This is a genomic window from Arthrobacter sp. NicSoilB8 (genome assembly GCF_019977355.1).
Classification (GTDB): Bacteria; Actinomycetota; Actinomycetes; order Actinomycetales; family Micrococcaceae; genus Arthrobacter.
In genome coordinates, this window is sequence record NZ_AP024655.1 from 2,541,780 (window position 1) to 2,566,651 (window position 24,872).

Annotated in this window: 22 protein-coding genes; 18 read left to right on the forward strand and 4 right to left on the reverse strand. The window is 67.6% G+C overall.

All coding sequences use genetic code 11. The annotated features are described in order from the left end of the window. The first annotated feature begins 34 nt into the window (after positions 1–34). From LDO15_RS11390 to LDO15_RS11475, 18 genes are all read left to right on the forward strand, one after another. Complete coding sequence (locus tag LDO15_RS11390) at positions 35–820, forward strand: HAD family phosphatase (RefSeq protein ID WP_223978918.1); 786 nt, start codon at positions 35–37, stop codon at positions 818–820. Further along, positions 813–2,000, forward strand: coding sequence for a site-2 protease family protein (locus tag LDO15_RS11395; RefSeq protein WP_223978919.1), 1,188 nt, complete (start codon positions 813–815; stop codon positions 1,998–2,000). The genes LDO15_RS11390 and LDO15_RS11395 overlap by 8 nt, the downstream gene beginning before the upstream one ends. 101 nt (positions 2,001–2,101) lie before the next feature. Then, positions 2,102–3,238: a tRNA (adenine-N1)-methyltransferase gene (locus LDO15_RS11400; RefSeq protein ID WP_223978921.1), complete on the forward strand. Its 1,137-nt coding sequence runs from the start codon at positions 2,102–2,104 to the stop codon at positions 3,236–3,238. A gap of 84 nt (positions 3,239–3,322) precedes the next feature. Continuing rightward, complete coding sequence (gene arc, locus LDO15_RS11405) at positions 3,323–5,134, forward strand: proteasome ATPase (RefSeq protein WP_223978922.1); 1,812 nt, start codon at positions 3,323–3,325, stop codon at positions 5,132–5,134. A 59-nt stretch (positions 5,135–5,193) separates the two neighbouring features. Further along, positions 5,194–6,804 carry a depupylase/deamidase Dop gene (gene dop, locus LDO15_RS11410; RefSeq protein ID WP_223987293.1) on the forward strand — a complete coding sequence of 537 codons (1,611 nt, stop codon included), beginning with the start codon at positions 5,194–5,196 and terminating at the stop codon, positions 6,802–6,804. Between the two features lie 90 nt (positions 6,805–6,894). After that, the gene (locus tag LDO15_RS11415) at positions 6,895–7,098 is read left to right on the forward strand and encodes a ubiquitin-like protein Pup (RefSeq protein ID WP_026266331.1); all 204 of its coding nucleotides are present in this window, start codon (positions 6,895–6,897) and stop codon (positions 7,096–7,098) included. Positions 7,099–7,184: 86 nt separating this feature from the next. Next, positions 7,185–8,027, forward strand: a complete 843-nt coding sequence (prcB, locus tag LDO15_RS11420; protein WP_223978923.1) for a proteasome subunit beta — start codon at positions 7,185–7,187, stop codon at positions 8,025–8,027. 1 nt (position 8,028) lies between these two features. After that, positions 8,029–8,736 carry a proteasome subunit alpha gene (gene prcA / locus LDO15_RS11425; RefSeq protein ID WP_223978924.1) on the forward strand — a complete coding sequence of 236 codons (708 nt, stop codon included), beginning with the start codon at positions 8,029–8,031 and terminating at the stop codon, positions 8,734–8,736. Between the two features lies 1 nt (position 8,737). Continuing rightward, the gene (gene pafA / locus LDO15_RS11430) at positions 8,738–10,102 is read left to right on the forward strand and encodes a Pup--protein ligase (protein ID WP_223978925.1); all 1,365 of its coding nucleotides are present in this window, start codon (positions 8,738–8,740) and stop codon (positions 10,100–10,102) included. Between the two features lie 111 nt (positions 10,103–10,213). Then, complete coding sequence (locus LDO15_RS11435; protein WP_223978926.1) at positions 10,214–11,149, forward strand: FKBP-type peptidyl-prolyl cis-trans isomerase; 936 nt, start codon at positions 10,214–10,216, stop codon at positions 11,147–11,149. A gap of 39 nt (positions 11,150–11,188) precedes the next feature. Then, positions 11,189–11,584 carry an FKBP-type peptidyl-prolyl cis-trans isomerase gene (locus tag LDO15_RS11440; RefSeq protein WP_223978927.1) on the forward strand — a complete coding sequence of 132 codons (396 nt, stop codon included), beginning with the start codon at positions 11,189–11,191 and terminating at the stop codon, positions 11,582–11,584. Between the two features lie 178 nt (positions 11,585–11,762). After that, positions 11,763–13,808 (forward strand): WYL domain-containing protein, encoded by a 2,046-nt coding sequence (locus LDO15_RS11445; protein WP_223978929.1) that lies wholly within the window; start codon positions 11,763–11,765, stop codon positions 13,806–13,808. A 5-nt stretch (positions 13,809–13,813) separates the two neighbouring features. After that, complete coding sequence (locus LDO15_RS11450) at positions 13,814–14,203, forward strand: alkaline shock response membrane anchor protein AmaP (RefSeq protein WP_223978931.1); 390 nt, start codon at positions 13,814–13,816, stop codon at positions 14,201–14,203. Between the two features lie 35 nt (positions 14,204–14,238). Beyond that, the gene (tatA, locus tag LDO15_RS11455; protein WP_223978933.1) at positions 14,239–14,508 is read left to right on the forward strand and encodes a Sec-independent protein translocase subunit TatA; all 270 of its coding nucleotides are present in this window, start codon (positions 14,239–14,241) and stop codon (positions 14,506–14,508) included. Between the two features lie 48 nt (positions 14,509–14,556). Beyond that, on the forward strand, positions 14,557–15,351 hold the full coding sequence (gene tatC / locus LDO15_RS11460; protein ID WP_223987295.1) for a twin-arginine translocase subunit TatC: 795 nt from the start codon (positions 14,557–14,559) through the stop codon (positions 15,349–15,351). 24 nt (positions 15,352–15,375) lie between these two features. Then, positions 15,376–18,276 (forward strand): DEAD/DEAH box helicase, encoded by a 2,901-nt coding sequence (locus LDO15_RS11465; RefSeq protein WP_223978935.1) that lies wholly within the window; start codon positions 15,376–15,378, stop codon positions 18,274–18,276. A gap of 92 nt (positions 18,277–18,368) precedes the next feature. Further along, positions 18,369–20,033 (forward strand): amidohydrolase family protein, encoded by a 1,665-nt coding sequence (locus LDO15_RS11470; protein ID WP_223978937.1) that lies wholly within the window; start codon positions 18,369–18,371, stop codon positions 20,031–20,033. Between the two features lie 509 nt (positions 20,034–20,542). Then, positions 20,543–21,292, forward strand: a complete 750-nt coding sequence (locus tag LDO15_RS11475; protein ID WP_223978939.1) for a polyprenol monophosphomannose synthase — start codon at positions 20,543–20,545, stop codon at positions 21,290–21,292. A gap of 207 nt (positions 21,293–21,499) precedes the next feature. On the opposite strand, the gene LDO15_RS11480 is transcribed toward LDO15_RS11475, so the two are convergent. The 4 genes from LDO15_RS11480 to LDO15_RS11495 form a co-directional block, all read right to left on the reverse strand. Then, the gene (locus LDO15_RS11480; protein ID WP_026266329.1) at positions 21,500–21,847 is read right to left on the reverse strand and encodes an RNA polymerase-binding protein RbpA; all 348 of its coding nucleotides are present in this window, start codon (positions 21,845–21,847) and stop codon (positions 21,500–21,502) included. A gap of 449 nt (positions 21,848–22,296) precedes the next feature. After that, positions 22,297–23,250: an SPFH domain-containing protein gene (locus tag LDO15_RS11485; RefSeq protein ID WP_223978941.1), complete on the reverse strand. Its 954-nt coding sequence runs from the start codon at positions 23,248–23,250 to the stop codon at positions 22,297–22,299. A 95-nt stretch (positions 23,251–23,345) separates the two neighbouring features. After that, entirely contained in the window at positions 23,346–23,807 is a 462-nt protein-coding gene (locus LDO15_RS11490) for an NfeD family protein (RefSeq protein ID WP_223978943.1), read from the reverse strand. Positions 23,808–23,930: 123 nt separating this feature from the next. Then, entirely contained in the window at positions 23,931–24,872 is a 942-nt protein-coding gene (locus LDO15_RS11495) for a putative RNA methyltransferase (RefSeq protein WP_223978945.1), read from the reverse strand.

Genomic DNA, 24,872 nt, shown 5'->3' on the forward strand with positions numbered 1-24,872 from the left:
GCCCGGCACCGGGCTTCCCCGTAGACTGGAAGGCATGCGATCTTCAGCCTCCCGGCCCCTCCTTAAAGCAGCGCTCTGGGACATGGATGGCACCATCGTCGATACCGAGCCCTACTGGATCGCAGCCGAACGCGCGCTCGTGGAGGCCCACGGCGGACGATGGTCCCATGATCAGGCCATGCAGCTCGTGGGACAGTCCCTGACGTTTTCCGCCGGCATCCTGCAGGAGGCCGGCGTGGCGATGGAACGGCGCGACATCATCGACACCCTCACCGGGCATGTGGTCAGCCAGGTCCGGAATTCTGTTCCCTGGCGGCCCGGGGCCCGGGAACTGCTGGACGAACTGTACAACGCCGGCGTCCGCTGCGCCCTCGTGACCATGTCCGAGGCCCCGCTGGCCCGCGAGATCGTGGCGAGCCTGCCCGAACCCTACTTCGAGTTCCTCGTCACGGGGGACACCGTCACGCAGGGGAAGCCGCACCCGGAGGCGTATCTGACAGCCGTGGGACTTCTGCAGCAGCAGGATCCCGAGCTCGGCCTGCACCACTGCGTGGCCCTGGAAGATTCCGTGCCGGGCGTCGCGGCCGCCCTGGCCTCCGGCGTCGTCACTGTCGCCATCCCGCACATCCTTCCCCTGCCGCATGATCCCCGCCGCGCCACCTGGGACACCCTCGAAGGCCGCACCGTTGCGGACCTGGAGGAGCTCGTGGCGCTGCGGCACGAGTTCCCGGACGCCACGTTCGGGCGTGCGGCGGACCCTGCCGCGGACTCAACGTTGGAGGCGGCCGTGCACTCGGGAGCGGGTCCTGCCCGTGGCTGACACCGGCGGCCAGGGACAGCCCGGCAAGGACCCGGGCACCCGCCGGGAGGGAATCCCGCTGGGGCGCATTGCCGGCATCCCGGTCTTTCTCGCCTACTCCTGGTTCATCATCGCGGCCTTCACCGTGATCGCCTACGGACCGGTCCTGCAGACCAACAACCCCCGCCTCGGCATCACCGCCTTCTTCGTCGCCTTCGCCTACGCGCTGCTTCTCCTGGTCTCCGTGCTGGCGCACGAACTCGCCCACGCGCTGACCGCGAAGCTGTTCCACTGGCCCACGGAGAAGATTGTCCTCAACCTCTGGGGCGGGCACACCCAGTTCCAAAGTTTCACTGCTTCACCGGGCCGCTCCGTTCTGGTGGCCATGGCGGGCCCGGCGGCGAACTTCGTTCTGGCCGGCGCCGGCTGGCTCCTGCTCTCGTACGGGGAACTGGGCGGCGTGGCCGACATCCTGGCCAACATCTTCGTCTGGGCCAACCTGCTGATCGGTATCTTCAACGTGCTTCCCGGGCTTCCGCTGGACGGCGGCCGGCTCGTCGAATCGGCCGTCTGGAAAGCCACCGGCAGCCAGGACAAGGGAACGATCGCGGCCGGCTGGGCGGGCCGGATCATCGTGATCGCCCTGGCGGTGTGGTTCATCATCCTTCCCCTGCTCAGCGGCGCCCGGCCGGACATTTCCTTCACCCTGATCACCGCCCTGGTGGGCAGTTTCCTCTGGATGGGGGCATCGGCGGCGATTCAGCAAGCCCGCATGCGGAGCCGGCTGTACCTCGTGGACGCCGCCGCCCTCGCCGAGCCCGCCGTCGGGCTTCCGGAAACCGCCACGGTTGCCGACTTCCTGGCCGGCACCACAGCGGGCAAGCCCGCCGTCGTCCTGTGTGACCGGGACGGCCGGCCCGTGGGCATCGTCGACGCCGGTGCGGCGGCCACCGTTCCCGCCGCACTGGCGGACGTGACTCCGCTCACCGCGGTTTCCTATGCCCTTGTTGCCGGCGCGTATGTGCCCGAATGGTCTAAGGGCCAAGAGCTCGTGCAGTACCTGTCCCAGCTCGAAGGCCAGGAGTACGCGGTGGTGAACGGCGAGGGCACCGTTACCGGGCTGCTCCACCAGTCCGCCGTCCTCAGCGCCATTACGGGCAAGTACCGGACCGAACGCCAGAACCAGGGGCAGAACCGGTAGAGTTACTGGGCGGTCGTGAATTTCCGGCCCCCACGCGCAAGGACCGGTGCCCGCCGGCATGTCCGCGGCCACACAGTTTTACAGGAGCGAGGAACATCTTCATGAGCAGCGACACCGCCGCCAACACCGCAGGGACCGCCGCCACCGGCACCACCGGCCCTGAAGGCACCACCAGCCCCGCCGGCACCACCAGCCCTGAAGGCACCACTGCCGCAGTTGACGCTGCTTCTGTCGCCGCGAATGGCGCGACCGGCGCCGCGCGCCGACGCGGACCGTTCCGCGAAGGCGAGCGGGTCCAACTCACGGACGAGCGCGGCCGCATGAACACCATCACGCTCGAAGTCGGCGGAGCCTTCCACACCCACCGCGGCTTCCTGAACCATGACGAGATCATCGGCAAGCCCGACGGCTCCGTCGTCGTCAACAACGTCGGACAGCAGTACCAGACCCTGCGCCCGCTGCTCTCGGACTTCGTGCTCTCGATGCCGCGCGGCGCGGCCGTGGTCTACCCCAAGGACGCCGGCCAGATCGTCACCATGGCGGACATCTTCCCCGGCGCACGCGTTGTTGAAGCCGGCGTCGGCTCTGGCGCCCTGTCCATCTCCCTGCTTCGCGCGGTAGGGGACAACGGCTACCTGCACTCCTTTGAACGCCGCCAGGAGTTCGCGGACATCGCCCGCGGCAACGTCGAGACCATCTTCGGCGGCCCGCACCCGGCCTGGAAAATCTCCCTCGGCGACTTCCAGGAGGAAGTGGTCCGCACCGAAGAGCCCGGCTCCGTGGACCGGGTGGTCCTGGACATGCTCGCCCCCTGGGAATGCCTCGACGCAGTCGCCACGGTTCTGGCCCCCGGCGGAGTGTGGATCAATTATGTCGCGACTGTGACGCAGCTTTCGCGGACAGCCGAAGCGATCCGCGCCGACGGCCGTTTCACCGAACCTGACGCGTGGGAATCCATGGTCCGCGGCTGGCACCTCGAAGGACTGGCCGTGCGCCCGGATCACCGCATGGTCGCCCACACCGGTTTCCTTCTGGTTACCCGCCGGCTCGCCGACGGCGTCACGGGAATCTCCGTGAAGCGCCGCCCCTCCAAGACCGATTTCAACGAAGAAGACGTCAATGCCTGGACTCCTGGCGCTGTCGGCGAACGTGCCGTCTCGGACAAGAAGCTGCGCCGCGCAGCCCGCGACGCAATCGCCGGAACAAACGTCGTCGACGCCCCGGAGATAACGAACTAGGCAGCATATTTCGGATGTCTCCAGCGGCACCCGCCTTCTTAGGGCTATGGTCTTAACAGAAGAGCAGGAAGGGGCTGATGCACGATGGAGACTCCGAACACTGACCCGGGCTTCACACCGGCCGAGGACGCGGCGGATGCTGCCGCACGCGGGGACGCGGGCCGGGCCGCAACCGGCGACAGCGAGCGGTACGCCGCCAACGAACTGTCCGTCGCCGAGCGGCAGGTCAATATCCTCCGGGACAAGCTCCGGCACATTGACCGCCAGCTCGCCGCCGCGACCCAGAACAACTCCAAGCTGGTCAGCATGCTGGAAACGGCCAAGGCCGAGATCCTGCGGCTCAAGAACGCCCTCGACCAGGAGGGACAGCCGCCGTACAGCTTCGGCACGATCCTTCAGCTGAACCCGAAGCGGCAGCCGACCGCCGGGAACAGCGGGCAGGCGGCCACCGAGGAATCGGTGGACATCTTCAACGCCGGCCGCAAGATGCGCGTCGGGATCAGCCCGCTCGTCAACATCAACCAACTGGCGGTGGGGCAGGAAGTCCTGCTCAACGAGGCCCTGATGGTCGTGGCCGGGCTCGGCTACGAGCGGGCCGGGGACCTGGTCACGCTCAAGGAGCTGCTGGGAACCGACCGCGCCCTGGTGGTGGGCCGCGCCGACGAGGAGCGCGTCATCCGGCTCTCCGGCGCCCTGCTCGCGCAGAAGCTCCGGGTGGGCGACGCGCTCTCGATCGATTCACGCACGGGCTACGCGCTGGAAAAAATCCCGCGCTCCGAAGTGGAGAACCTGGTGCTCGAGGAAGTACCGGACATCACCTACCAGGACATCGGCGGCCTGGGCCCGCAGATCGAACAGATCCGCGACGCCGTCGAACTGCCGTTCCTCCACCCTGACCTGTACCGAGAGCACGGACTGAAGGCCCCCAAGGGCATCCTGCTGTACGGCCCGCCGGGCTGCGGCAAGACCCTGATCGCCAAGGCCGTGGCGAATTCGCTGGCCGCGCGCGCGGCCGAACGGGCCGGCAAGACTGACATGAAGAGCTACTTCCTGAACATCAAGGGCCCGGAGTTGCTCGACAAGTACGTCGGCGAGACGGAGCGGCATATCCGCCTGATCTTCGCCCGCGCCCGGGAGAAGGCCTCGGAGGGCAGCCCCGTGGTGGTCTTCTTCGACGAAATGGATTCGCTGTTCCGCACCCGCGGCACCGGTATTTCCTCCGACGTCGAAACCACCATCGTCCCGCAGCTCCTCAGCGAGATCGACGGCGTCGAACGGCTGGACAACGTGATCGTGATCGGTGCGTCCAACCGGGAAGACATGATCGACCCCGCGATCCTGCGCCCGGGCCGCCTGGACGTCAAGGTGAAGATCCAGCGTCCCGACGCCGAGGCCGCGGCCGACATTTTCAACAAGTACATCACCACGGACTTGCCCTTCCACGAGTCGGACCTCGCCGAGCACAACGGCGATGTCCAGGCGACCGTGGACGCCATGGTCCAGCGGACCGTCGAGGCGATGTACTCCACCGAGAAGTCCAACGAGTACCTCGAGGTGACCTACGCCAACGGCGACACCGAAATGCTCTACTTCAAGGACTTCAACTCCGGCGCCGTGGTGCAGAACGTCGTGGACCGGGCCAAGAAGTACGCCATCAAGGACCTGCTGACCATCGGGCAGAAGGGCCTGCGGATCGACCACCTGCTCCGGGCGGTCGTGGACGAGTTCCGTGAACACGAGGACATGCCCAACACCACCAACCCGGATGACTGGGCACGGATCTCCGGCAAGAAGGGCGAGCGCATCACGTACATCCGCACCATCGTCCAGGGCAAGGCCGGCCAGGAGCCTGGAAAGTCCATCGAGACGATGCCCAGCACAGGGCAGTACCTGTGACGGCTGCTGTCCCCGGCCGGCCGGCCGACACCGCCGGCGGCCTGCCCGTGGGCGGGGCCATGCGGGTGATGGGCTCGGAGACCGAATACGGCATCCATGCGCCGTCTGCCCCGGGCGCCAACGCCACGATGATGTCCGCCCGGGTCATCCAGGCGTACGCCCAGGTAACCCGGCAGCGCGCTGCCGGCGGCGCCGAAACCCGCTGGGACTACACCGACGAGGAACCGCTGCACGACGCCCGCGGCTGGACGCTGGAGCGCAGCAGCGCAGACCCGGACCAGCTCACCGACCAGCCGCCGGTCCTGGACGCCGAGGCGATAGCCCTCGCCTACGGCCGGCAGGAGCTGGAGGCCGACGGCGAGGACGAGTCCGGCACGCTGCTCATGAACATGGTGCTGGGCAACGGCGCCCGGCTGTACGTCGACCACGCCCACCCGGAGTATTCCAGCCCCGAAGTGACCAATCCGCGCGCCGCCGTCACGTGGGACGCCGCCGGTGACCTCGTGGCGCTGGCCGCGGTCCGGCGCCTCGCCGCCGATCCCGAGCTGCCGCCGGTCAACCTGTACAAGAACAACACGGACAACAAGTCGGTCTCCTACGGCTCGCACGAGAACTACCTCATGCCCCGCTCGGTGCCGTTCGGCGACATCGTCCGCGGCCTCACACCGTTCTTTGTCACCCGGCAGATCATTTGCGGTGCCGGGCGCGTGGGCCTCGGCCAGGACAGTGCCCGGCCGGGCTACCAGATCAGCCAGCGCGCCGACTTCTTTGAAACCGAAGTGGGCCTGGAAACCACCATCCGGCGCCCCATCATCAACACCCGGGACGAGCCCCACGCGACCGCGGACAAATACCGCCGGCTCCACGTCATCATCGGCGACGCCAACCTCAGCCAGGGGTCCAACTTCCTCAAGTTCGGCACCACCGCGATGGTCCTGAGCCTGATCGAGGCCGGCCTGGCGCCGCGGATCGAAATCCACGAGCCCGTCGCCGCCCTGCAGGCCGTCAGCCACGACACGTCGCTCACCGCCATGCTGCGCCTGGCAGACGGCCGCAGGATCACGGCCCTGGACCTGCAGTGGATCTATTTCGAGGCCGCGTCGAAGCACGCCCAGGACACCGGGGTCGCGGACGCCGTGGACGGCGACGGGCACACGCACGAGGTGCTGGAACGGTGGTCCGCCACGTTGAGCGAACTCGGCGGCGACCGGGCGGCGGCCGCGTCCTCGGTGGAATGGCTCGCCAAACTGTCCCTGCTGGAGGGCTACCGCCAGCGGGACGGCCTCGACTGGGACAACGCGCGGCTGGGCCTCGTGGACCTGCAATGGGCCGACATCCGCCCCGAAAAGGGCCTGTACTACCGGCTCCTGGCACGCGACCGGATGCAGCGCCTCGTTGACGACGCCGCGATCGGCCGCGCGGTGACCGAACCGCCGTCGGACACGCGTGCGTACTTCCGCGGACGCTGCGTCAGCCGCTTCGGAGCGGACCTGGCGGGCGCGAGCTGGGACTCGGTGATCTTCGATCTCCCCGGCCGCGGCAGGCTCCAGCGGGTCCCCACCCGCGAACCGCTGCGCGGAACCGAAGCCCTCACCGGACCCCTGTTTGCCCGGCACCGGGAGGCCGGCCCGTTCCTGGCAGAACTGCTGGGACTCAGCCCCGGTTCCTAGGAATAAAGCCCCCCGCGGGCGCCCCCGGCGTGGCACTATTGCTACAGGATGTCCCTTAGGAGAAAAGGGACGGACATGAAGGAGAAAACAATGGCAGGCCAGGAGCAGCAGCAGCCGCAGTCGCGGGACACCGAGGTTGACGAGGACGTCCCCGCCGCGCCGCCGGCCCCCGCGGACGCCCAGGCGTCGGCAGCCACCCAGGGCGTGGACGATCTCCTCGACGAGATCGACGGCGTGCTGGAGTCCAATGCCGAGGAATTCGTCCGGGCCTTCGTCCAAAAGGGCGGCCAGTAGGAGCGCCGCCGGCCGCCGGATGAGGGCGGCAGGAGGGGCTAAGGGCCGGAAGAGTCGTTGATCCACCACGTTGAGGGAGAGCGTTAGTGCAGGAAACAACAGCCAACCGAGTAGCAGCCAACGCGACGTCCTCATTCACCGAGCATCTGCAGCGCGAACGGCCCGACTTGATGCCTTTCGGCCAGGTGCTTGTTAACCAGTTGCCCGCCACGGGCTATGCAGCGCACTCCGCGTCACCGCTCCAGGCCCCGCACGGGACCACCATCGTGGCGATGACGTACGCCGGGGGAGTGCTGATGGCCGGGGACCGCCGCGCCACGATGGGCAACGTGATCGCCAGCCGGCACATCGAAAAGGTCTTTCCCGCCGACCAGTACTCGGTGCTGGGCATCGCGGGAACTGCCGGAATCGCCCTCGACATCACCCGGCTGTTCCAGGTTGAGCTGGAGCACTACGAAAAGATCGAGGGCACGCTCCTGAGCCTGGATGGCAAGGCCAACCGGCTCGGAGCGATGGTGCGCGGCAACCTGCCCATGGCGATGCAGGGCCTCGCCGTTGTGCCCCTGTTCGCGGGATTCGACCGTCCCGCCGGGTTCGGCAGGCTGTTCTCGTACGACGTCACGGGCGGCCGCTATGAGGAGCAGGAGCACCATGCCGTCGGATCCGGCTCGATGTTCGCCCGCGGTGCGCTCAAGAAACTGTGGCGGCCCGGCCTCTCGGAGCAGGACGCCGTGGCGGTCGCCGTCGAGGCCCTGTATGACGCTGCCGACGACGACTCCGCCACGGGCGGCCCGGACCCTGTCCGGCAACTATGGCCGGTGGTGTACGTGGTGAACCGGACAGGTGCCGTGCGGGTCCCGGACCGCGACCTCGCCGCCGTCGCCGGCCGCATCATCGAATCCCGCGCCGTCGCTCAGCGGGAGGCCTGACATGACCCAGCAGTTCTATGTATCGCCCGAACAGCTGATGAAGGACCGTGCGGACTTCGCACGGAAGGGCATCGCCCGCGGCCGCTCGGTGGTGGTCATCAGCTGCAGGGACGGAATTGCCCTCGTGGCAGAGAACCCGTCGCCGTCGCTGCACAAGATCGGCGAGATTTACGACAAGATCGCGTTTGCCGCCGTCGGAAAGTACAACGAGTTCGAGAGCCTCCGGCAGGCCGGGGTGCGGTACGCCGATGTCCGCGGCTACTCCTACGACCGCGAGGACGTCACGGCCCGCGGCCTCGCGAGCGTCTACGCACAGAGCCTGGGCGCCGTGTTCACGGCCGAGCAGAAGCCTTTCGAGGTGGAACTGGCCGTGGCGGAAGTCGCTCCGATCCAGGAGGCGGACCATCTGTACCGGCTGACCTTTGACGGGTCCATTGCCGATGAACACGGCTTCATTGTGATGGGCGGCCAGGCGGACAAGGTGTCCGAAGCGGTCGCGGCGGGCTGGCAGGGTGAACTCGACTTCGCCGGGGCCATCCGGCTGGCCCTCGCAGGACTCGTGGCGGACAAAGAAACAACCACACTGCCGGCATCCGCGCTGGAAGTTGCGGTATTGGACCGCGGCTCGGAAAGCAGCCGCGGCACCCGCCGCGCTTTCCGGCGGCTCGAGGACGCGGACATCGTGGCACTGCTGGCTGAGGAGAAGTGAAATGGACAAGCGCATTTTCGGCATCGAAACCGAATTCGGAATTTCCTATTCAAGTCCGGAATCCCGGCCGCTCGCGCCCGAGGAAGTGGCCCGCTACCTCTTCCGCAAGGTGGTCAGCTGGGGACGGTCTTCCAACGTCTTCCTGACCAACGGCTCGCGCCTGTACCTGGACGTCGGATCCCACCCGGAGTACGCCACAGCCGAGTGCGACGACCTCGCCCAGCTGATCGCCCACGACCGCGCCGGGGAACTGATCCTCTGCGACCTCGTGGACGAGGCCCAGGAACGGCTGGCCGCCGAGGGCTTCAACGGCACCGTGTACCTGTTCAAGAACAACACCGACTCCGCCGGGAACTCCTACGGCAGCCACGAAAACTACCTCATCCCGCGCCGCGGGGAATTCTCCCGGCTCGCCGAAATCCTGATCCCGTTCCTCGTGACGCGGCAGTTGATCGCCGGGGCCGGGAAGATCCTGAAGACCCCGCACGGGGCCACCTTCGCCTTTTCCCAGCGTGCCGACCACATCTGGGAAGGCGTTTCCTCCGCCACCACCCGCTCCCGGCCCATCATCAACACCCGGGACGAGCCGCACGCGGACGCCGAGTTCTACCGGCGCCTGCACGTGATCGTGGGCGACTCCAACATGTCCGAGACCACGGCCCTGCTCAAGATCGGCACCGTGGACCTGATCCTGCGGATGATCGAGGCCGGGGTGATCATGCGCGACATGCGGATGGAGAACCCGATCCGCAGCATCCGGGAGATCTCCCACGACCTCACCGGCCGGGCACTTGTGCGGCTCGCCAACGGCCGGCAGCTCACGGCCCTGGAAATCCAGCGCGAGTACCTGACCAAGGTCACGGCGTTCGTGGCCGAACAAGGTGCGCACAATCCGCACGTGCCGCTGATCCTGGACCTCTGGGAGCGCACCCTGGACGCCATCGAAAGCGGCGACACGAGCACGATCGACACCGAGGTCGACTGGGCCATCAAGAAAAAGCTCATGGACAACTACCGCGAACGGCACGGGCTCGGGCTCGACGCGCCCCGGATTGCGCAGCTGGACCTGACGTACCATGACATTTCCCGCAGCCGCGGCCTCTTCTACCTGCTCCAGGCCCGGGGAGCGGTCCGCCGGGTAGTGGACGACACCGCGGTCAAGGACGCCGTGGATGCCCCGCCGCAGACCACGCGGGCCAAACTCCGCGGCGACTTCGTCCGCCGCGCCCAGGAGCTCGGCCGGGACTACACCGTGGACTGGGTCCACTTGAAGCTCAACGACCGCGCCCACCAGACCATTCTGTGCAAGGACCCGTTCCGGAGCGTCGACGAACGGGTGGATGCGCTCCTGGACTCGATGGGCTGATACCCAGCTTTGCACGTTATTCTGAGGTAGGGCCGCCTTGCGGCCGCTGCTTTCTTTGCCGCGGGAAACCGAACGGCACTGAGTCCACCCTGCCTCGACGAAAGTTTCTAAGTGCGCCGACTACTAGCTATTCTTCTTCCCGGACTGCTGCTGCTGACCGCCTGCGGCGGCAGCGAAGCGCCTCCCGCTCCGGAACCCACCAGCCAGTCCGCGGGTGAGACCGCGAAGCTGGACTCTGTCAAGCTGACGGAGAACGGTGACAAGAAGGCCCCCGGTGTCGAATTCACCAAGCCGCTCGACGTCAAGGAAGCCACTGTCAAGGTGGTCACCGAGGGCAGCGGAGACCGGGTCAAGGCCAACCAGATCGCCGACATTTCGATCGTGGCCTTCAACGGCACGGACGGCTCCACCCTCGAAGACACGTTCCCGAATGATCCGGAGCCGCTGGAGCTGAACGACGAGCTCAAGACCAGCAGCCCCGTGATCTACAACGCCTTCGTCGGCGCCAAGGTCGGCTCCCACCTTGCATTGGCCGTCCCCGGTCAGGCCGCGGCCGAGGGCACGGAGGCCAAGCCGACGCAGCTCCTGATCGTCAAGGTGCTCTCCGCCAAGGACGCCCCGCCGGTCCTGGACAAGCCCGAGGGCGACGCAGTCACCCCGCCGGCCGGTCTGCCGACCGTGAAGGACAACGACAAGGGCGTGCCGGAGATCTCGGTGGCGGGCGTTGCCGCACCGACCGCGCTGATCTCCCAGGACCTCATCAAGGGCAAGGGCCAGGCCCTCAAGGAGACCGACACCATCACGGTCAACTACGTGGGTGTTGCCCTCGCCAGCGGCAAGGTCTTCGATTCCAGCTATGAAAGCGGCAAGAAGGCCACTTTCCCGCTCACCGGCGTCATCAAGGGCTGGACCCAGGGCCTGACCGGCAAGACGGTCGGCTCCCGCGTCCTTTTGGTGGTCCCGAAGGACCTCGCCTACGGTGATCAGGGCCAAGGCGACGCGAAGGGCGACCTCGTCTTCGTCGTCGACATCCTCGGCGTCAAGTAATCCACCGCATCCACCACACGTCACCCCAAAGGAGCAACCATGTCATTTGGACAGCGCAACCTCGACCGCGAGAAGCCCGAAATTGAATTCCCCGAAGGAGACGTCCCCACCGAACTGGTCATCACCGACCTGATCGAAGGGGACGGCGCCGAGGCCAAGGCCGGCGACACCGTATCCACCCACTACGTGGGCGTCGCCTGGTCCACCGGCGAAGAATTCGACGCGTCCTGGGGCCGCGGCGCGCCGCTGGACTTCCGGGTCGGCGTCGGCCAGGTCATCCAGGGCTGGGACCAGGGCCTGCTGGGCATGAAGGTCGGCGGCCGCCGCCGCCTCGAGATCCCCTCCGAACTGGCTTACGGCTCCCGTGGCGCCGGCGGGGCAATCGGCCCCAACGAGGCCCTGATTTTCGTCGTGGACCTCGTCGCCGTCCGCTAAGGGACGACACCCACGCGCAAGCAATAGCCGCAGGCTGACTCAGCCGGCTGACTCAGTCCACTGACTCAGCCGGCTGTTTTGCCCCCGGGGGCGCGAGCGCGGTAACAATCGGAAAAGTTCTTCCGGCTGTTGCCGCGCTTTCGTCATTTTCCCGGACCGGCTTTAGTACCCTTGCGAGGTGTCCGCCTCACGTACAGAACGCCTCCTGAACCTGCTCATCGCGCTGCTCAACACCAAATACGGCCTGCGCCGCGGCGAGCTGCGCGAGAAGGTTTACCACGACACCACCAGCAGTGAAGTCGCCTTCGGCCGCAGGTTCGAACGCGACAAGGGCGAGCTGCGCCGGTTCGGGTTCGACGTGGAAACCGTGACGGACAAGGGCTGGGGCTCCGACGACCCGGCGACCACCCGCTACCGGATCGGCAAGGAATCGAACCGGCTGCCCGATGTCAGCCTCACCCCAGAGGAGTGCACAGTCCTCGTCCTGGCGGCGCAGCTCTGGGAGCATGCCGCCCTCGGCTCCGCCGCCCTCGACGCGGTCCGCAAGCTGCAGGCCGCCGGCGGCCTCGTCGACGCCGGACTCCCCGCCGCGGTCCAGCCGCGCATCCGCCCCGCCGGCCAGGCTTTCGAAGACCTGGTGTCCGCGATGCACGCCCAGCACCCGGTCAGCTTCACTTACCTCGCCGGCAGCACCGGCCAGGAGCAGGAGCGGCTGGTGGAGCCGTGGGGCCTCGGCAGCCGCTTCGGGCAGTGGTACCTCGTGGGCCACGACCGGGCCCGCGGGGACAAACGGTTCTTCCGCCTCTCCCGCCTGACCTCCGCCGTGACAGTGCTGGAGAAGGAAAGTTTCAAGCCCCCGGAAGGGTTCAATGTCCGCGCCGAGCTGGCGGGACTGCCCGAGCTGCCGGTGCAGACCGCCGTCGTCGACGTCGAGCAGGGACGGCTGCTGGGGCTCCGAAAGCGCGCCGTGGCGGCGTCCGGCGCCACACCGGAACACGCTGCACCGGAATCCGCCACACCGGAACACGCTGCGCATCCGGCGACCGGAACCGACCGCCTCACCGTGCCCTTCCGCGACGCCGAAACGCTCGCCGAGGAACTCGCGTCCTACGGCCCCCGGGTCAGGGTGGTTTCGCCTCCCGACCTCGCCGCCGCCGTCCGCCGCCGCCTCACAGCAGCCGCCGGGTTCGCCGCCCGGCCGGTTCCTGACGTGGCCTTCCCGGACGCCGGGCACGCGGCGCGGAGCCGCAAACGCACGTCAGAGGACCAGCTCAAACGGATGCTGCAACTCGTGCCGTTCCTCGTCCACAACCAGGGGCTGCACATCAGCGAGGTCGCCGCCAGGTTCGGGATCACCCGCAAAGAGCTCGAGGACGACCTGCGGATCCTCATTTGTTCGGGACTGCCCGAAGGCTACCCCGACGATCTGCTGGACATTCAGTGGGACACTGACCACGTCTTCATCACCCAGGCCCTGGACCTGACCCGCCCCGTCCGTTTCACCGTGGATGAGGCCTGCGCCCTCCTGACGGGCCTGGAAACCCTGAACGGTCTGCCCGAGGTCGCCGAGGGCGGCGCGCTCGAATCGGTGACGCTCAAGCTCATGGCCGCGGCAGGGGAGGAGGGGCTCAAGGCCGCCGCGCTCTCCGGCCCCGAGGTGGCACCTGGCAACTCCGCCACCCTCGAGACCGCGCGCTCCGCGATCCGGTCCGGCGCCCAGCTTCACTTGGTGTACTTCTCGCCGCAACGCGACGCCGTGTCCGAGCGCGACGTCGACCCCTTGCGGCTCTACTCGCTGGACAACACGTGGTACCTCGAGGCGTACTGCCACTCCGCCCGGGGGCTGCGCAACTTCCGCCTGGACCGGATCGAGGCCCTGACCCCCAACGGGCGGCCGGCAGCCGGGACTGCCAAGCCGCTGGACGGCTTCCCGGTGAAGCTGTTCACCCCCAACGACGACGACACGCTGGTGGTCGTCGAACTGGCGCCCCGCGGCACCGGACTGGCCGACGACTACTATGCCGAACGGACCGCGCCGCTGCCCGGCGGCGGCATGCTCGCCGAAATCCGGTTTGGCAGCACCGACTGGCTCCCGACGTTCGTCGCCCAGCACGGCGGCATGGTGCGGATCCTGCAGCCCGGCGCCCTCGCGGACGCGTCCCGGCAGTGGCTCGCCGCTGCCCTGGCGCAATACGAAGACTTCCCGGCCGGCCCGATAGACTGATTAGCATGCCTTGGTGGTCCTGGATCCTCATTTGGATAGCGCTCGTCTCGCTGTCGCTGCTGTTCTACGTCCTGCTCGGCGTGCGGCTGTTCCGGAAATTCACGACGACGCTTGGGGAACTGAGTGAAGCAGCCGACCGGTTCTCCCGGCTGCCGTCGCCGGTATTCGCCGACGCCGCAGCCGGGCCGGCCGGCTCCGCCACCGGTGCGGAGGACGGCGCGGACGGGGCCCCTCGGCCGACACCAGGTGACGCCGTTTTTGCCTCACCTGCCCGGATGCGTCATGATTACCACGCATCCAAGTTTTCCCGGCAAAACGCCCGCAGGCTGCGCCGCATCCAGCGCAAGAAGAGCCGCGGGCAGCCTCAGGCGCTGCGCGACATTGAATTGGGTTAGACATAGGATGTATTCAAACGAAAGGACCTCACGACATGAGGCTTGAAGGCTGGCATCTCATCATCATCATCGTTCTGGCACTGGTGCTGTTCGCAGCACCGAAGCTGCCGGGCATGGCCCGCAGCCTGGGCCAGTCGATGCGCATTTTCAAGTCGGAAGTCCGGGAAATGAAGAAGGACGGCACCTCCGACGCCAAGGACGGCTCGGAGCCGGTCGAAGGCCGGGTCATCAACCACCCGCAGGCCGGCGCACCGGAAAGCCGCACGGGCGACGGCACCGACGTTCCGCCGTCGACCCGCGCCTAAGACCGCATGGCAGTAACCATGAGCCGTCGATCGAACCCCGAGGGGAGGATGGCGCTCCTCGACCACCTGAAAGAGCTGCGCAACCGGCTGTTCAAGGCGGCAATCGCCGTCGTCATCGGGACCGTGCTGGGGTTCCTCGTCTACCAGCCGATGCTGGCGGCGCTGATCAAGCCGATCCGTGACCTCAACGGGCACGAGGGCCGCCAGGCCACCCTGAACTTTGACGGCGTCGCAAGCTCGTTCGACCTCATGATCCAGGTCTCCGTGTTCCTGGGCCTGATCATCGCCAGCCCCGTCTGGCTGTACCAGCTGTGGGCCTTCATTGTGCCCGGGCTCCACAAGAAGGAACGACGCCTGGCCCTGTCCTTCGTGGCAGCGGCCGTGCCGCTGTTCATCGGCGGGGTCCTGCTGGCCTGGATGGTGCTGCCGAACGCCGTGCGCGTCCTGACCGATTTCACGCCGTCGGGCGGCTCCAACTTCATCAGCGCCCAGGTGTACCTGTCCTTCGTCCTCCGGCTGCTCCTTGCCTTCGGCATCGCCTTCCTGCTCCCGGTGGTCCTGTTCGGGCTGAACCTGGCCGGCCTCATCAAGGGCCAGCAGCTGGTCAAGAGCTGGCGGATCACCGTGTTCCTGGTCTGCCTGTTCGCCGCGATGGCCGCACCCGGGGCCGACGCGATGAGCATGTTCTACCTCGCAGTGCCCATGCTGGCGCTGTTCTTCGCCGCAATCGGGCTCTGCCTGCTCAACGACCGCCGGCGCGAACGGCGCGCCGTCAAGCGCGCCGCCGAGACCGAAGCCACCGCCGACCAGGCCACCCCCAGCACCGAGCTGGAGAATCTGTAGGCTTTCGCGCATTAGGCTGGAAGCATGTCGTTAAACCCCGGGCCGGAGTCACCGTCCGAACGTTACCGCGCCAGCGTCGAGCGGGCCGCCGAAGCCAAGACCTATCTGGGCGGATTCATCCGCTCGCTCGAATTCGAGCTCGATGATTTTCAACGCGAGGCGTGCCTGTCACTGCAGGCCGGCCGTGGCGTGCTGGTGGCCGCCCCGACCGGTGCCGGGAAGACGATCGTCGGGGAGTTTGCCATCTACCTGGCCCTCCAGCGCGGGCTCAAGGCGTTCTACACTACGCCCATCAAGGCCCTGAGCAACCAGAAGTATGCCGAGCTGGCCGCCAAGTATGGCGCCGCCCAGGTGGGCCTGCTCACCGGCGACACCAGCATCAACGGCGACGCCCCCGTGGTGGTCATGACCACCGAAGTGCTCCGCAACATGCTGTACGCGGATTCGGACACCCTGGACGACCTCGGGTTCGTCGTCATGGACGAGGTCCACTACCTGGCGGACCGGTTCCGCGGCGCTGTCTGGGAGGAGGTCATCATCCACCTGCCCAGCGAAGTCCAGGTGGCGTCGCTGAGTGCCACGGTCTCCAACGCCGAGGAGTTCGGTGCCTGGCTCGACACAGTCCGCGGACAGACCGACGTGATCGTCTCCGAGCACCGCCCGGTGCCGCTGTGGCAGCACGTCATGGTGGGCCGGAAGATCGTGGACCTTTTCGCCGGCGACACAACCTTTGATGAAATCGCGCCCGCGGGCGAGGACAACGTTGCTGCCACGGCGGAAACCGCGGGGACCGGCGTGATCTCCGAGCGGGCCGGCTTCGAGGTCAACCCCGAGCTGCTCTCCATGGCACGGGCCGAGAGCCAGATGAACTTCCGCGGCCGCTTTGGCCACGGCGGCCGGAACCAGCGCCAGCAGCGAAACCAGCGCGGCCAGCGGGACGAACCGCAGGGCGGCCAGCGCAGCCCGGTGCGAAAGGCCAGCCGGCCCCAGGTCATTGCCAGCCTGGACCGTCAGGACCTCCTGCCGGCCATCACTTTCATCTTCTCCCGCGCCGGCTGCGATGCGGCAGTGGCCCAGTGCGTCTCCGCCGGGCTCTGGCTGACCACCGAGCGGGAGCAGCAGATCATCGCCCAGCGCGTCGATGAAGCCGCCCAGGACATCCCCTCGGATGACCTCGATGTGCTCGGTTTCTGGAGCTGGCGGGACGGCCTGCTGCGGGGGCTGGCCGCGCACCACGCGGGCATGCTGCCGACCTTCAAGGAGGTCGTGGAGAAACTGTTCGTCGACGGGCTGGTCAAGGCCGTCTTCGCCACCGAGACGCTGGCCCTTGGCGTCAACATGCCGGCCCGCTGCGTCGTGCTGGAGAAGCTGGACAAGTTCAACGGCGAGGCGCACGTGAACATCACGGCGGGGGAGTACACCCAGCTGACGGGCCGGGCCGGGCGCCGCGGCATCGACGTCGAAGGCCACGCCGTGGTCCTGTGGCAGCCCGGCACCGACCCGGCCGCCGTGGCCGGCCTTGCCTCGCGGCGGACCTACCCGCTGAACTCGAGTTTCCGGCCCACGTACAACATGTCCATCAACCTCCTGGCACAGTTCGGCCGGCCCCGCGCCCGCGAGATCCTCGAATCGTCCTTTGCGCAGTTCCAGGCGGACCGGTCCGTCGTCGGCCTGGCCCGGCAGGTCAGGAGCCGGGAGGAATCCCTCACCGGGTTCAGCAAGTCCATGACGTGCCATTTGGGGGACTTCACCGAATACGCGCGGCTGCGGCGCGCCCTGGCCGATGCCGAGAAGACCGCCTCCAGGAGCAGCTCCCGGGCCGCGAAGTCCCTTACTGAGGACTCGCTGAGCCGGCTGCTGCCAGGCGACGTGGTGGATGTTCCGGCCGGCAAGTCGCCGGGCCTCGCGGTGGTGCTCAGTTCCGACCACGAATCCCGGGAGCCCCGCCCGGCCGTCATGACGATGGACAACCAGCTCCGCCGGATCGGCCTGCACGACGTTGAAGGTCCGTTATCGCCGATCACCCGGATCAGGATTCCGAAGACGTTCAACGCCAAGGTCCCCAAGTCCCGCCGCGATTTGGCGTCCTCGGTGCGCAACGCCATCCGCGAGCACCGGCCGCCGGCGCCGGCGCGCCGCGACGAGGACTTCGGCCGGTCCGCGGCCGCACCCAGCCAGGAGAAGCGGATCGCCGAGTTGCGCCGGGAGCTCCGCGCCCACCCGTGCCACGGCTGCAGCGAACGCGAGGACCACGCCCGCTGGTCCGAACGCTGGTGGAAGCTCCGCCAGGAAACGGACGGGCTGATACGCCAGATCCAGGGCCGGACCAACACGATCGCCAAGACGTTTGACCGCGTGTGCGGGGTCCTGACGAGCTACGGCTACCTGGAGACCTCGGACACCGGCGTGCTCTCCATCAGCCCGGACGGGCAGCGGCTGCGGCGGATCTACGGCGAGAAGGACCTGCTCATCTCGCAGTCCCTGCGGATGGGCGCATTCAACGACGTCGACGCCGCCGAAATCGCCGCCCTGGCCAGCACGCTCGTTTACCAGGCCAAGCGCGAGGACCGCGGCCTGCGGCCCAAGATGCCCAGCATCTCACTGGAATCCGCGGTGGACACCGTGGTCCGCGAGTGGTCCGCCCTGGAAGACGTGGAGGAAGCGAACAAGCTGCCGCTCACCGGCGAGCCTGAACTCGGCCTTGTCTGGCCGATCTTCAAGTGGGCCAAGGGCCGGCACCTCCAGGAGGTCCTGAGCGGCACAGACCTTGCCGCGGGTGACTTCGTCCGCTGGGTCAAACAGGTGATTGACCTCCTGGATCAGCTCGCCGACATCCCGAACCTGGACCCCCGGATCGCGCGGCTGTGCGCGGACGCCATCAAGCTCATCAAGCGCGGCGTCGTCGCCTATTCCTCCGTGGCGTAGCGCCGGCGTATGTGGAGGTCCCACAGAGCCCTTCCGAGCATTTCGAACACGCCGGCGCTGGCCGGCCACCAGTTACAAGGAGTTCCCGTCCCATGACCGATTCGCCGGCCGCCCCCGCCCCCCGCAAAGTCACGCTGTACCGCAACGGCTCCGTCTACACCGCGGCCGATCCCTTTGCGACCGCGATGCTGGTCGATGGCGACACTGTCGCCTGGGTCGGCTCCGAGCAGGCGGCCACGTCCATTGCGGACTCCTCCATGGACGTGATCGATCTGCAGGGCGCACTCCTGGCCCCGGGCTTCGTCGATTCCCACGTCCACCTGACCGAAACGGGCATTGCGCTGGATGCGCTGCAGCTCGCCGGGGTGCGCTCGGCCGCTGAACTGCTCGACGCCGTCGCCGCCTTCAGCCACTCCGCTTCCGGCGCGGACGGTACCGTGCTGGGCCACGGCTGGGACGAGACCACGTGGGCCGATCCCGCACTGCCCACCCGGGACGAGCTTGAGCGGGCCGCCGGCGGCCGCCGGGTCTTCCTGTCCCGGGTGGATGCCCACTCTGCCCTGGTCTCGAGTTCCCTGGCGGCGTCGGCGGCACTGGACGGTCGAGATGGCTACGCCGCCGGCAGCCAGGTCAAACGCGGCGCGCACACCGCGGCACGCCTGGCGGCCCGGCAGCTTCCGGCCGGCGCCCTGCGCGGCTACCAGCAGCGCGCCCTCGCCGAGGCGGCCGCCAACGGGTATGTGGCCCTTGCCGAAATGGCGGCCCCGCACATCGGGAGCATCGAGGACCTGCAGGCCGCGGCGGCCTGGAACGATGCCACCGACGGGGCGAGCGTGCCGGAGATCCTTCCGTATTGGGGTGAGCTTGCCGCCTCCGCGGACCATGCCCGGTCCATTCTGGACGGATTGGGCGTGCCGGTCCTGGGCCTCGCCGGTGACCTCAACATTGACGGTTCGATCGGCTCACGGACAGCATCCCTGCGTGCCGACTACGCCGACGCGCCGGGGGAGCGCGGCACCCAGTACCTCTCCGTGGCCGAGGCGGCCGCCCACCTTGCCGCGTGTTCGCTGCTCGGGATCCAGGCAGGTTTTCACGTGATCGGCGACGCGGGCCTGGACGCGGCCCTGGACGCACTCGACCTGGCCGCAGCCGAAGTGGGGGAGCAGAAGGTCCGCGCTGCGGGGCACCGTTTCGAACACGTCGAGCTCGCGGATGCCGCGGCCATCAGCCGGCTGGCCCGCTATTCCGTCACGGTCAGCGCCCAGCCGGTCTTCGACGCCCTGTGGGGCGGCACGGACAGCCTGTACCAGCGGCGCCTCGACTCCCGCCAGCTCGGAATGAATGCCTTTGCCAGTCTCTACGCGGCCGGCGTGCCGATCTGCTTCGGCAGCGACAGCCCCGTCACCCCGCTGCGGCCGTGGTCCAGCGTGCGCGCGTGCCTTGAGCATACCAACCCGGCAGAACGGATCTCGGCGCGCGCCGCGTTCCTGGGCCACACCCGGGCCGGCTGGCGCGCAGCACGGTACCGCAATCCGATGGCCGGGCAGCTGGTGCCGGGGGCTCCGGCGAGCTTCGCGGTCTGGGAGGTCGAGGAACTCATGGTGCAGGTCGCCGACGGCCGGGTGCAGTCCTGGAGCACCGACCCCCGTGCCCGCACGCCGCTCCTGCCGGCGCTGGACACGGGCAACGATCCTGTCTGCCTTCAGACCGTGCGTGACGGCCGGGAACTCTATGCCAGCGGTGCCCTCGGCGCCTGATCCTGCCTCCAGCCGCGCCGCGGAGGCTGGTCCTGGCCGGGTCATCAACGCCCGTCATCCCGGCCCTCGTCATCGCCCGTCATCCCGGCGCCCGGAACGAAACATTGGCATGCCGGACCCCTCCCTGAACTGGGACGATGGATATAGCGGCAGGTCACGGCTCGGTTGACAGATCGGGGCACGCCCGTAGCATTGAGGGTCAACGGAGGGTTGCGTACGCCGCAGGCTCCGGTAGTCCCCGGTCCATTCCAGGTTGCCGCACCCGCGGGAGCTTTACTGGTCATGACCACGGGCACCCCGAGGGGGCGGGTCTACTTCGCAGCAGAAAACGGTTCCGGCGCCACAATATTCAGGCCTGCCGGAACTGGCCCGAAGCGGGTGGACCTGCCCGGTGGGGTCATGCGGACCGTCGTGGGCGCACAACTCCCTATAATGGGAAGTTGCGCCTGGCACTGTAGAACGATTCTCTGCCGGCGCACCGACCGCTCCCTTCAAGGAAAGGCCTCGCTGTGCGTGTCCTCACCATCATCCCCACCTACAACGAGCTGGAATCGTTGCCCAAGACGCTCGGTCGCCTGCGCACAGCCGTGCCGGCCTCCGATGTGCTGGTTGTCGATGACAACAGCCCCGACGGCACGGGGCAGCTGGCGGACCGCATCGCCGCCGAAGACGGCCAGGTCCACGTCCTGCACCGGGCCGGAAAGGCCGGCCTGGGCGCAGCGTACATTGCCGGCTTCAAGTGGGGCCTGGACGCCGGCTACGACATCCTCGTGGAGATGGACGCCGACGGCTCGCACCAGCCCGAGCAGCTGCCCCAGCTGATCGAGGCAGTGGAGCAGGGCGCGGACCTCGCCATGGGCTCGCGCTGGGTTCCCGGCGGCAGCGTGGTGAACTGGCCGCTGTACCGGCAGGCCATCAGCCGGGTCGGCAGCACCTACGCCCGGATCATGCTGGGCGTGAAGATCAAGGATGTCACCGGCGGCTTCCGTGCCTTCCGGCGGACCACTCTTGAGAAGCTGAACCTGGATGAGGTGGACTCGGTCGGCTACGGCTTCCAGGTGGACCTGGCCTGGCGCGTGGCCAAGCTTGGCCTGACGATCGTGGAACGCCCCATCACCTTCGTCGAGCGCGAACTGGGCGATTCGAAGATGAGCGGCAACATCGTGGTCGAAGCCATGATCAACGTCACCAAATGGGGCCTGACCGCCCGCTGGAACACGCTCACCGGGAAACTTCCGGGCAGAGCGACCGGAAAATAAGCCAGCCGGGGCCGCTGCGCCCCGGCAGGGATCCGCAAAGGGCCGGTCCCGCATCGTCTGAGTGGCGAAGCGGGACCGGCCCTTCATAAAGCAACGCGCGGTCACTTCCAGTACAAAGCAACGCGGGGTCACTTACGGCCCATCCTAGGTATCAGGATGGGCCGTAAGTGACCCCGCGTTGCTTGAGGTGGCGGGTGCGCCGGCTGTCTAGGCCGAGCGGCGTTCGCCGCGGCGTTCGCGCAGGATCGTCAGGCGGTCTTCGAGGATCTGCTCAAGCTCGGGGAGGCTGCGGCGTTCCAGCAGCATGTCCCAGTGCGTGCGCACTGCCTTTTCGTTGCTGTTGACGGGGCGTTCGCCGTCCACCAGCAAGGCCTCTTTGCCCGTCTTCGAAACCCAAACCGGGGGGATTTCGGCTTCCGAGGAGAACGTCACGAACACCTGCTCGCCGTCCTCGCAACGGTATTCAACCCGCTGGCGCGGAGCCGGTTCGACGCCGGATTCGGTCTCCATGCTCTGTGCGCCAAGGCGCATACCCCGCAGGCTGCGATCGCTCATCTTTTCTCCCTCTATTCGGTTCGCAGGGTCCAGCCCTGCGTTATCCGGGGACCGTCAGGCGCCGGATATCTGGTTGCACTGCGCTGTACTGTAACTGGCCCGCAGTTCCGGGCCAGGTGACAGTCACCAGTGGACAAAAACTGTTTGGCACGTCATTGGAATCAACGCTGTGCGGAGCGTTTTTGTTCCGGGCGGCTGAACCGGCCGGACAAATATTCAAGTATACGGGAGTGGCGCACCCGAGGTAAAGCGAGTAGCCGGGCGGCGTGAATTGCGTACGCACTACGCGCCTGGTTGTGCTTACAGCCGTCAGGCCTCCGCTTGGCCGGCCAAAGGGCCTGACAAGCGGGGGCCTGCGGAGGGCTGAACGGGCGCCGTTGACTACGCGGTGAAGCCCGCGGCGCCCTGAATTCGAAGCGCGCCCTGACAATCCACAAACGGAGCGGGGGCTAAAGCCGGCTCCCTGGGTTGTCGGCACCATCCGGCGATGCCTGCGGGGTGACCTCCGTCGTCGACGCCGCCTGAGGTGCAGTCCCGGCCCCCAGGACGCCGCCGATCCCCTTGAGTGCCTCGCCAAGCTCGCTGGGAATGATCCACAGCTTGTTCGACGTGCCTTCGGCGATCTTCGGGAGGGTCTGGAGGTACTGGTAGGCCAGTAGCTTCGGGTCCGGGTTGCCTTTGTGGATCGCGTCGAAGACCTTCTGGATGGCCTGCGCCTCGCCGTCGGCGCGCAGGATCGCGGCCTTGGCGTCGCCTTCGGCCTTCAGGATGGAGGACTGGCGCTGTCCCTCGGCGGTGAGGATAGCGGACTGCTTGGTGCCTTCCGCGGTCAGGATGGCGGCACGGCGGTCACGTTCGGCCCGCATCTGCTTCTCCATCGAATCCTGGATCGAGTGGGGCGGGTCAATCGCCTTGAGCTCCACCCGGGACACCCGAATGCCCCAGCGCCCGGTAGCCTCGTCGAGGACTCCGCGGAGCTGGCCGTTGATCTGGTCGCGCGACGTCAGGGCTTCCTCGAGGTTGAGTCCGCCGACCACGTTGCGGAGCGTCGTGGTGGTCAGCTGTTCCACGGCCTGGATGTAGTTGGCGATCTCATAGGTGGCGGCCCGGGCATCAGTGACCTGGAAGTAGACCACGGTGTCGATCGAGACCACCAGGTTGTCCTCGGTGATGACGGGCTGAGGCGGAAAGGAAACCACCTGCTCGCGCAGGTCGAGCAGCGGCAGCAAGCGGTCCACGAACGGAATGAGGAGCGTGAGGCCGGGGTTCAGGGTGCGCTGGTACTTGCCCAGCCGTTCGACGACGCCGGCCCGGGCCTGCGGAATGATCCGGACCGATCGGACCAGCACAATAATTACGAACACAATTAGTACCAGCAGCACAATTGCGACTGCGATATCCATACATCACCTATTCCCCAGTTTGTTTGGTCTTTGTCTCGCTGCGGCCGATCAACGGCTGGCTGCCTTCACTGCCCGCAGGACGTCGTGGTGCCGTGTTATTGGATGGCCGACTCCGGCTGCGGGGCCACGATCGCCGTGGCGCCGTCGATGGCGCTGACCACGGCTTGCTGGCCGGGCACCAGGACTCCCGATTCGGACCGGGCGCTCCAGACGTCCCCGCCAATCTTGACGAGCCCGCCGCTTTCGCTCACGGCCTCCATGACGATGGCGGATTCGCCGATGAGTCTTTCGATATTGGTCCGCCGGTCCGCGGGCCCCTTGTGGAGATGCTTGAGGGCCACCGGCCGGACGAAGCCGATCATGAGCAGGGACACCACGCAGAAGGCAATGATCTGCAGCCACAGATCCGCTCCGGCAAAGTCCGCCACGAGACCTGCGAGGGCACCGCCACCGAGCATGATGAAGAACAGGTCAAGGGTGATCATCTCGACCACGGCAAACAGGAGGAAGAGCGTGAGCCACAAAGCCCACCAGTTCTCGGCCAGCCATTCAGACATCAATTCCCCCTTGAGTTCCGGGAGCGGAAGGCGCAGCTCCCCAGTAACTGTCTTTCCATCCTAAGCGGAAGGGCAATCGCTGGGACCGGCCGCCGGGAATTCATGGGCAAAGTGGCCAAGTCGTTACTTGCCGGGATGATTTCTCTCAAACACGCTGATGCGGAACCGGGCCGAGACGGACGTCCGTTGTGGAAGTCCGTCCTCTAGGGCGGCGAGTCCGGTGCGGTCCAGGTGGTGGCCTGCCGGCCCCATGAGGGCAAGGTTGGCGACGTCCCGAGGGCTCAGGAACAACGCCAGGTCCAGGTCCCTGGCCCCGGCGGGAGTGAAGTTCCGGTCCAGGGAGGCCGCGAGGCGCTCGTCCTTGGCCGGCTCGATCCCGAGCATCCCGGCTTGGCCGGCGATCTCCGCCAGATGACCGGGCCGCGGGGTGACCACTACCAGGCGGCCGCCGGGGCGGAGCACTCGGGCGAACTCGGCCGCGTTGCGCGGTGCAAAGACCACCGTCACGACGTCGACGGCGGCGTCCGCGACCGGCAGGGGCTGCCAGACATCCGCGACCACGTTCACCGCGTCCGGGTTCATCCTGGCGGCACGGCGCAGGGCGAATTTGGAAATGTCCAGGCCGATCGCCGCGGCCGGAACACGCCCGGGCGAGGCACTGTCGGCCGAACCACTTTCCAGCGCAGCACTTTCCAGCGGGGAACTTTCCAGCGCAGCCCGGTCCAACACGGTCCTGAGGTAGTGGCCGGTGCCTGTGCCGGCGTCGAGCACCGCGGGCCGGATACCGGGGGCCGCGGCGAGCGCCGGCATGGCCAGTTCGGCCACGGCATCGGCGAGCGGCTGATAGTGCCCTGCGGAGAGGAAATCGAAGCGCGCCGCCACCATGTCTGCGGTGTCCGCCTCAAACACGGTGCCCTTGCCGACCAGGAAGTTGAAGTACCCCTGCTTGGCCGCATCGAAGCTGTGGCCGGCGCCGCACGCGAGGGTAGGCGCGCCGTCGCCGCCAAACCGCAAGGGGTTCCGGCACACTGGGCACAGCAGCGGGATGTCACGGGCAGGAGGCAT

Excerpts from the sequence above, each read along its gene's own strand:
- LDO15_RS11390 (WP_223978918.1), top strand. The coding sequence starts at position 35 with ATGCGATCTTCAGCCTCCCGGCCCCTCCTTAAAGCAGCGCTCTGGGAC.
- LDO15_RS11400 (WP_223978921.1), top strand. The coding sequence starts at position 2,102 with ATGAGCAGCGACACCGCCGCCAACACCGCAGGGACCGCCGCCACCGGC.
- arc (WP_223978922.1), top strand. The coding sequence starts at position 3,323 with ATGGAGACTCCGAACACTGACCCGGGCTTCACACCGGCCGAGGACGCG.
- dop (WP_223987293.1), top strand. The coding sequence starts at position 5,194 with ATGCGGGTGATGGGCTCGGAGACCGAATACGGCATCCATGCGCCGTCT.
- LDO15_RS11415 (WP_026266331.1), top strand. The coding sequence starts at position 6,895 with ATGGCAGGCCAGGAGCAGCAGCAGCCGCAGTCGCGGGACACCGAGGTT.
- prcA (WP_223978924.1), top strand. The coding sequence starts at position 8,029 with ATGACCCAGCAGTTCTATGTATCGCCCGAACAGCTGATGAAGGACCGT.
- pafA (WP_223978925.1), top strand. The coding sequence starts at position 8,738 with ATGGACAAGCGCATTTTCGGCATCGAAACCGAATTCGGAATTTCCTAT.
- LDO15_RS11440 (WP_223978927.1), top strand. The coding sequence starts at position 11,189 with ATGTCATTTGGACAGCGCAACCTCGACCGCGAGAAGCCCGAAATTGAA.
- LDO15_RS11450 (WP_223978931.1), top strand. The coding sequence starts at position 13,814 with ATGCCTTGGTGGTCCTGGATCCTCATTTGGATAGCGCTCGTCTCGCTG.
- tatA (WP_223978933.1), top strand. The coding sequence starts at position 14,239 with ATGAGGCTTGAAGGCTGGCATCTCATCATCATCATCGTTCTGGCACTG.
- tatC (WP_223987295.1), top strand. The coding sequence starts at position 14,557 with ATGGCGCTCCTCGACCACCTGAAAGAGCTGCGCAACCGGCTGTTCAAG.
- LDO15_RS11465 (WP_223978935.1), top strand. The coding sequence starts at position 15,376 with ATGTCGTTAAACCCCGGGCCGGAGTCACCGTCCGAACGTTACCGCGCC.
- LDO15_RS11470 (WP_223978937.1), top strand. The coding sequence starts at position 18,369 with ATGACCGATTCGCCGGCCGCCCCCGCCCCCCGCAAAGTCACGCTGTAC.
- LDO15_RS11480 (WP_026266329.1), bottom strand. The coding sequence starts at position 21,847 with ATGAGCGATCGCAGCCTGCGGGGTATGCGCCTTGGCGCACAGAGCATG.
- LDO15_RS11485 (WP_223978941.1), bottom strand. The coding sequence starts at position 23,250 with ATGGATATCGCAGTCGCAATTGTGCTGCTGGTACTAATTGTGTTCGTA.
- LDO15_RS11490 (WP_223978943.1), bottom strand. The coding sequence starts at position 23,807 with ATGTCTGAATGGCTGGCCGAGAACTGGTGGGCTTTGTGGCTCACGCTC.
- LDO15_RS11495 (WP_223978945.1), bottom strand. The coding sequence starts at position 24,872 with ATGCCTCCTGCCCGTGACATCCCGCTGCTGTGCCCAGTGTGCCGGAAC.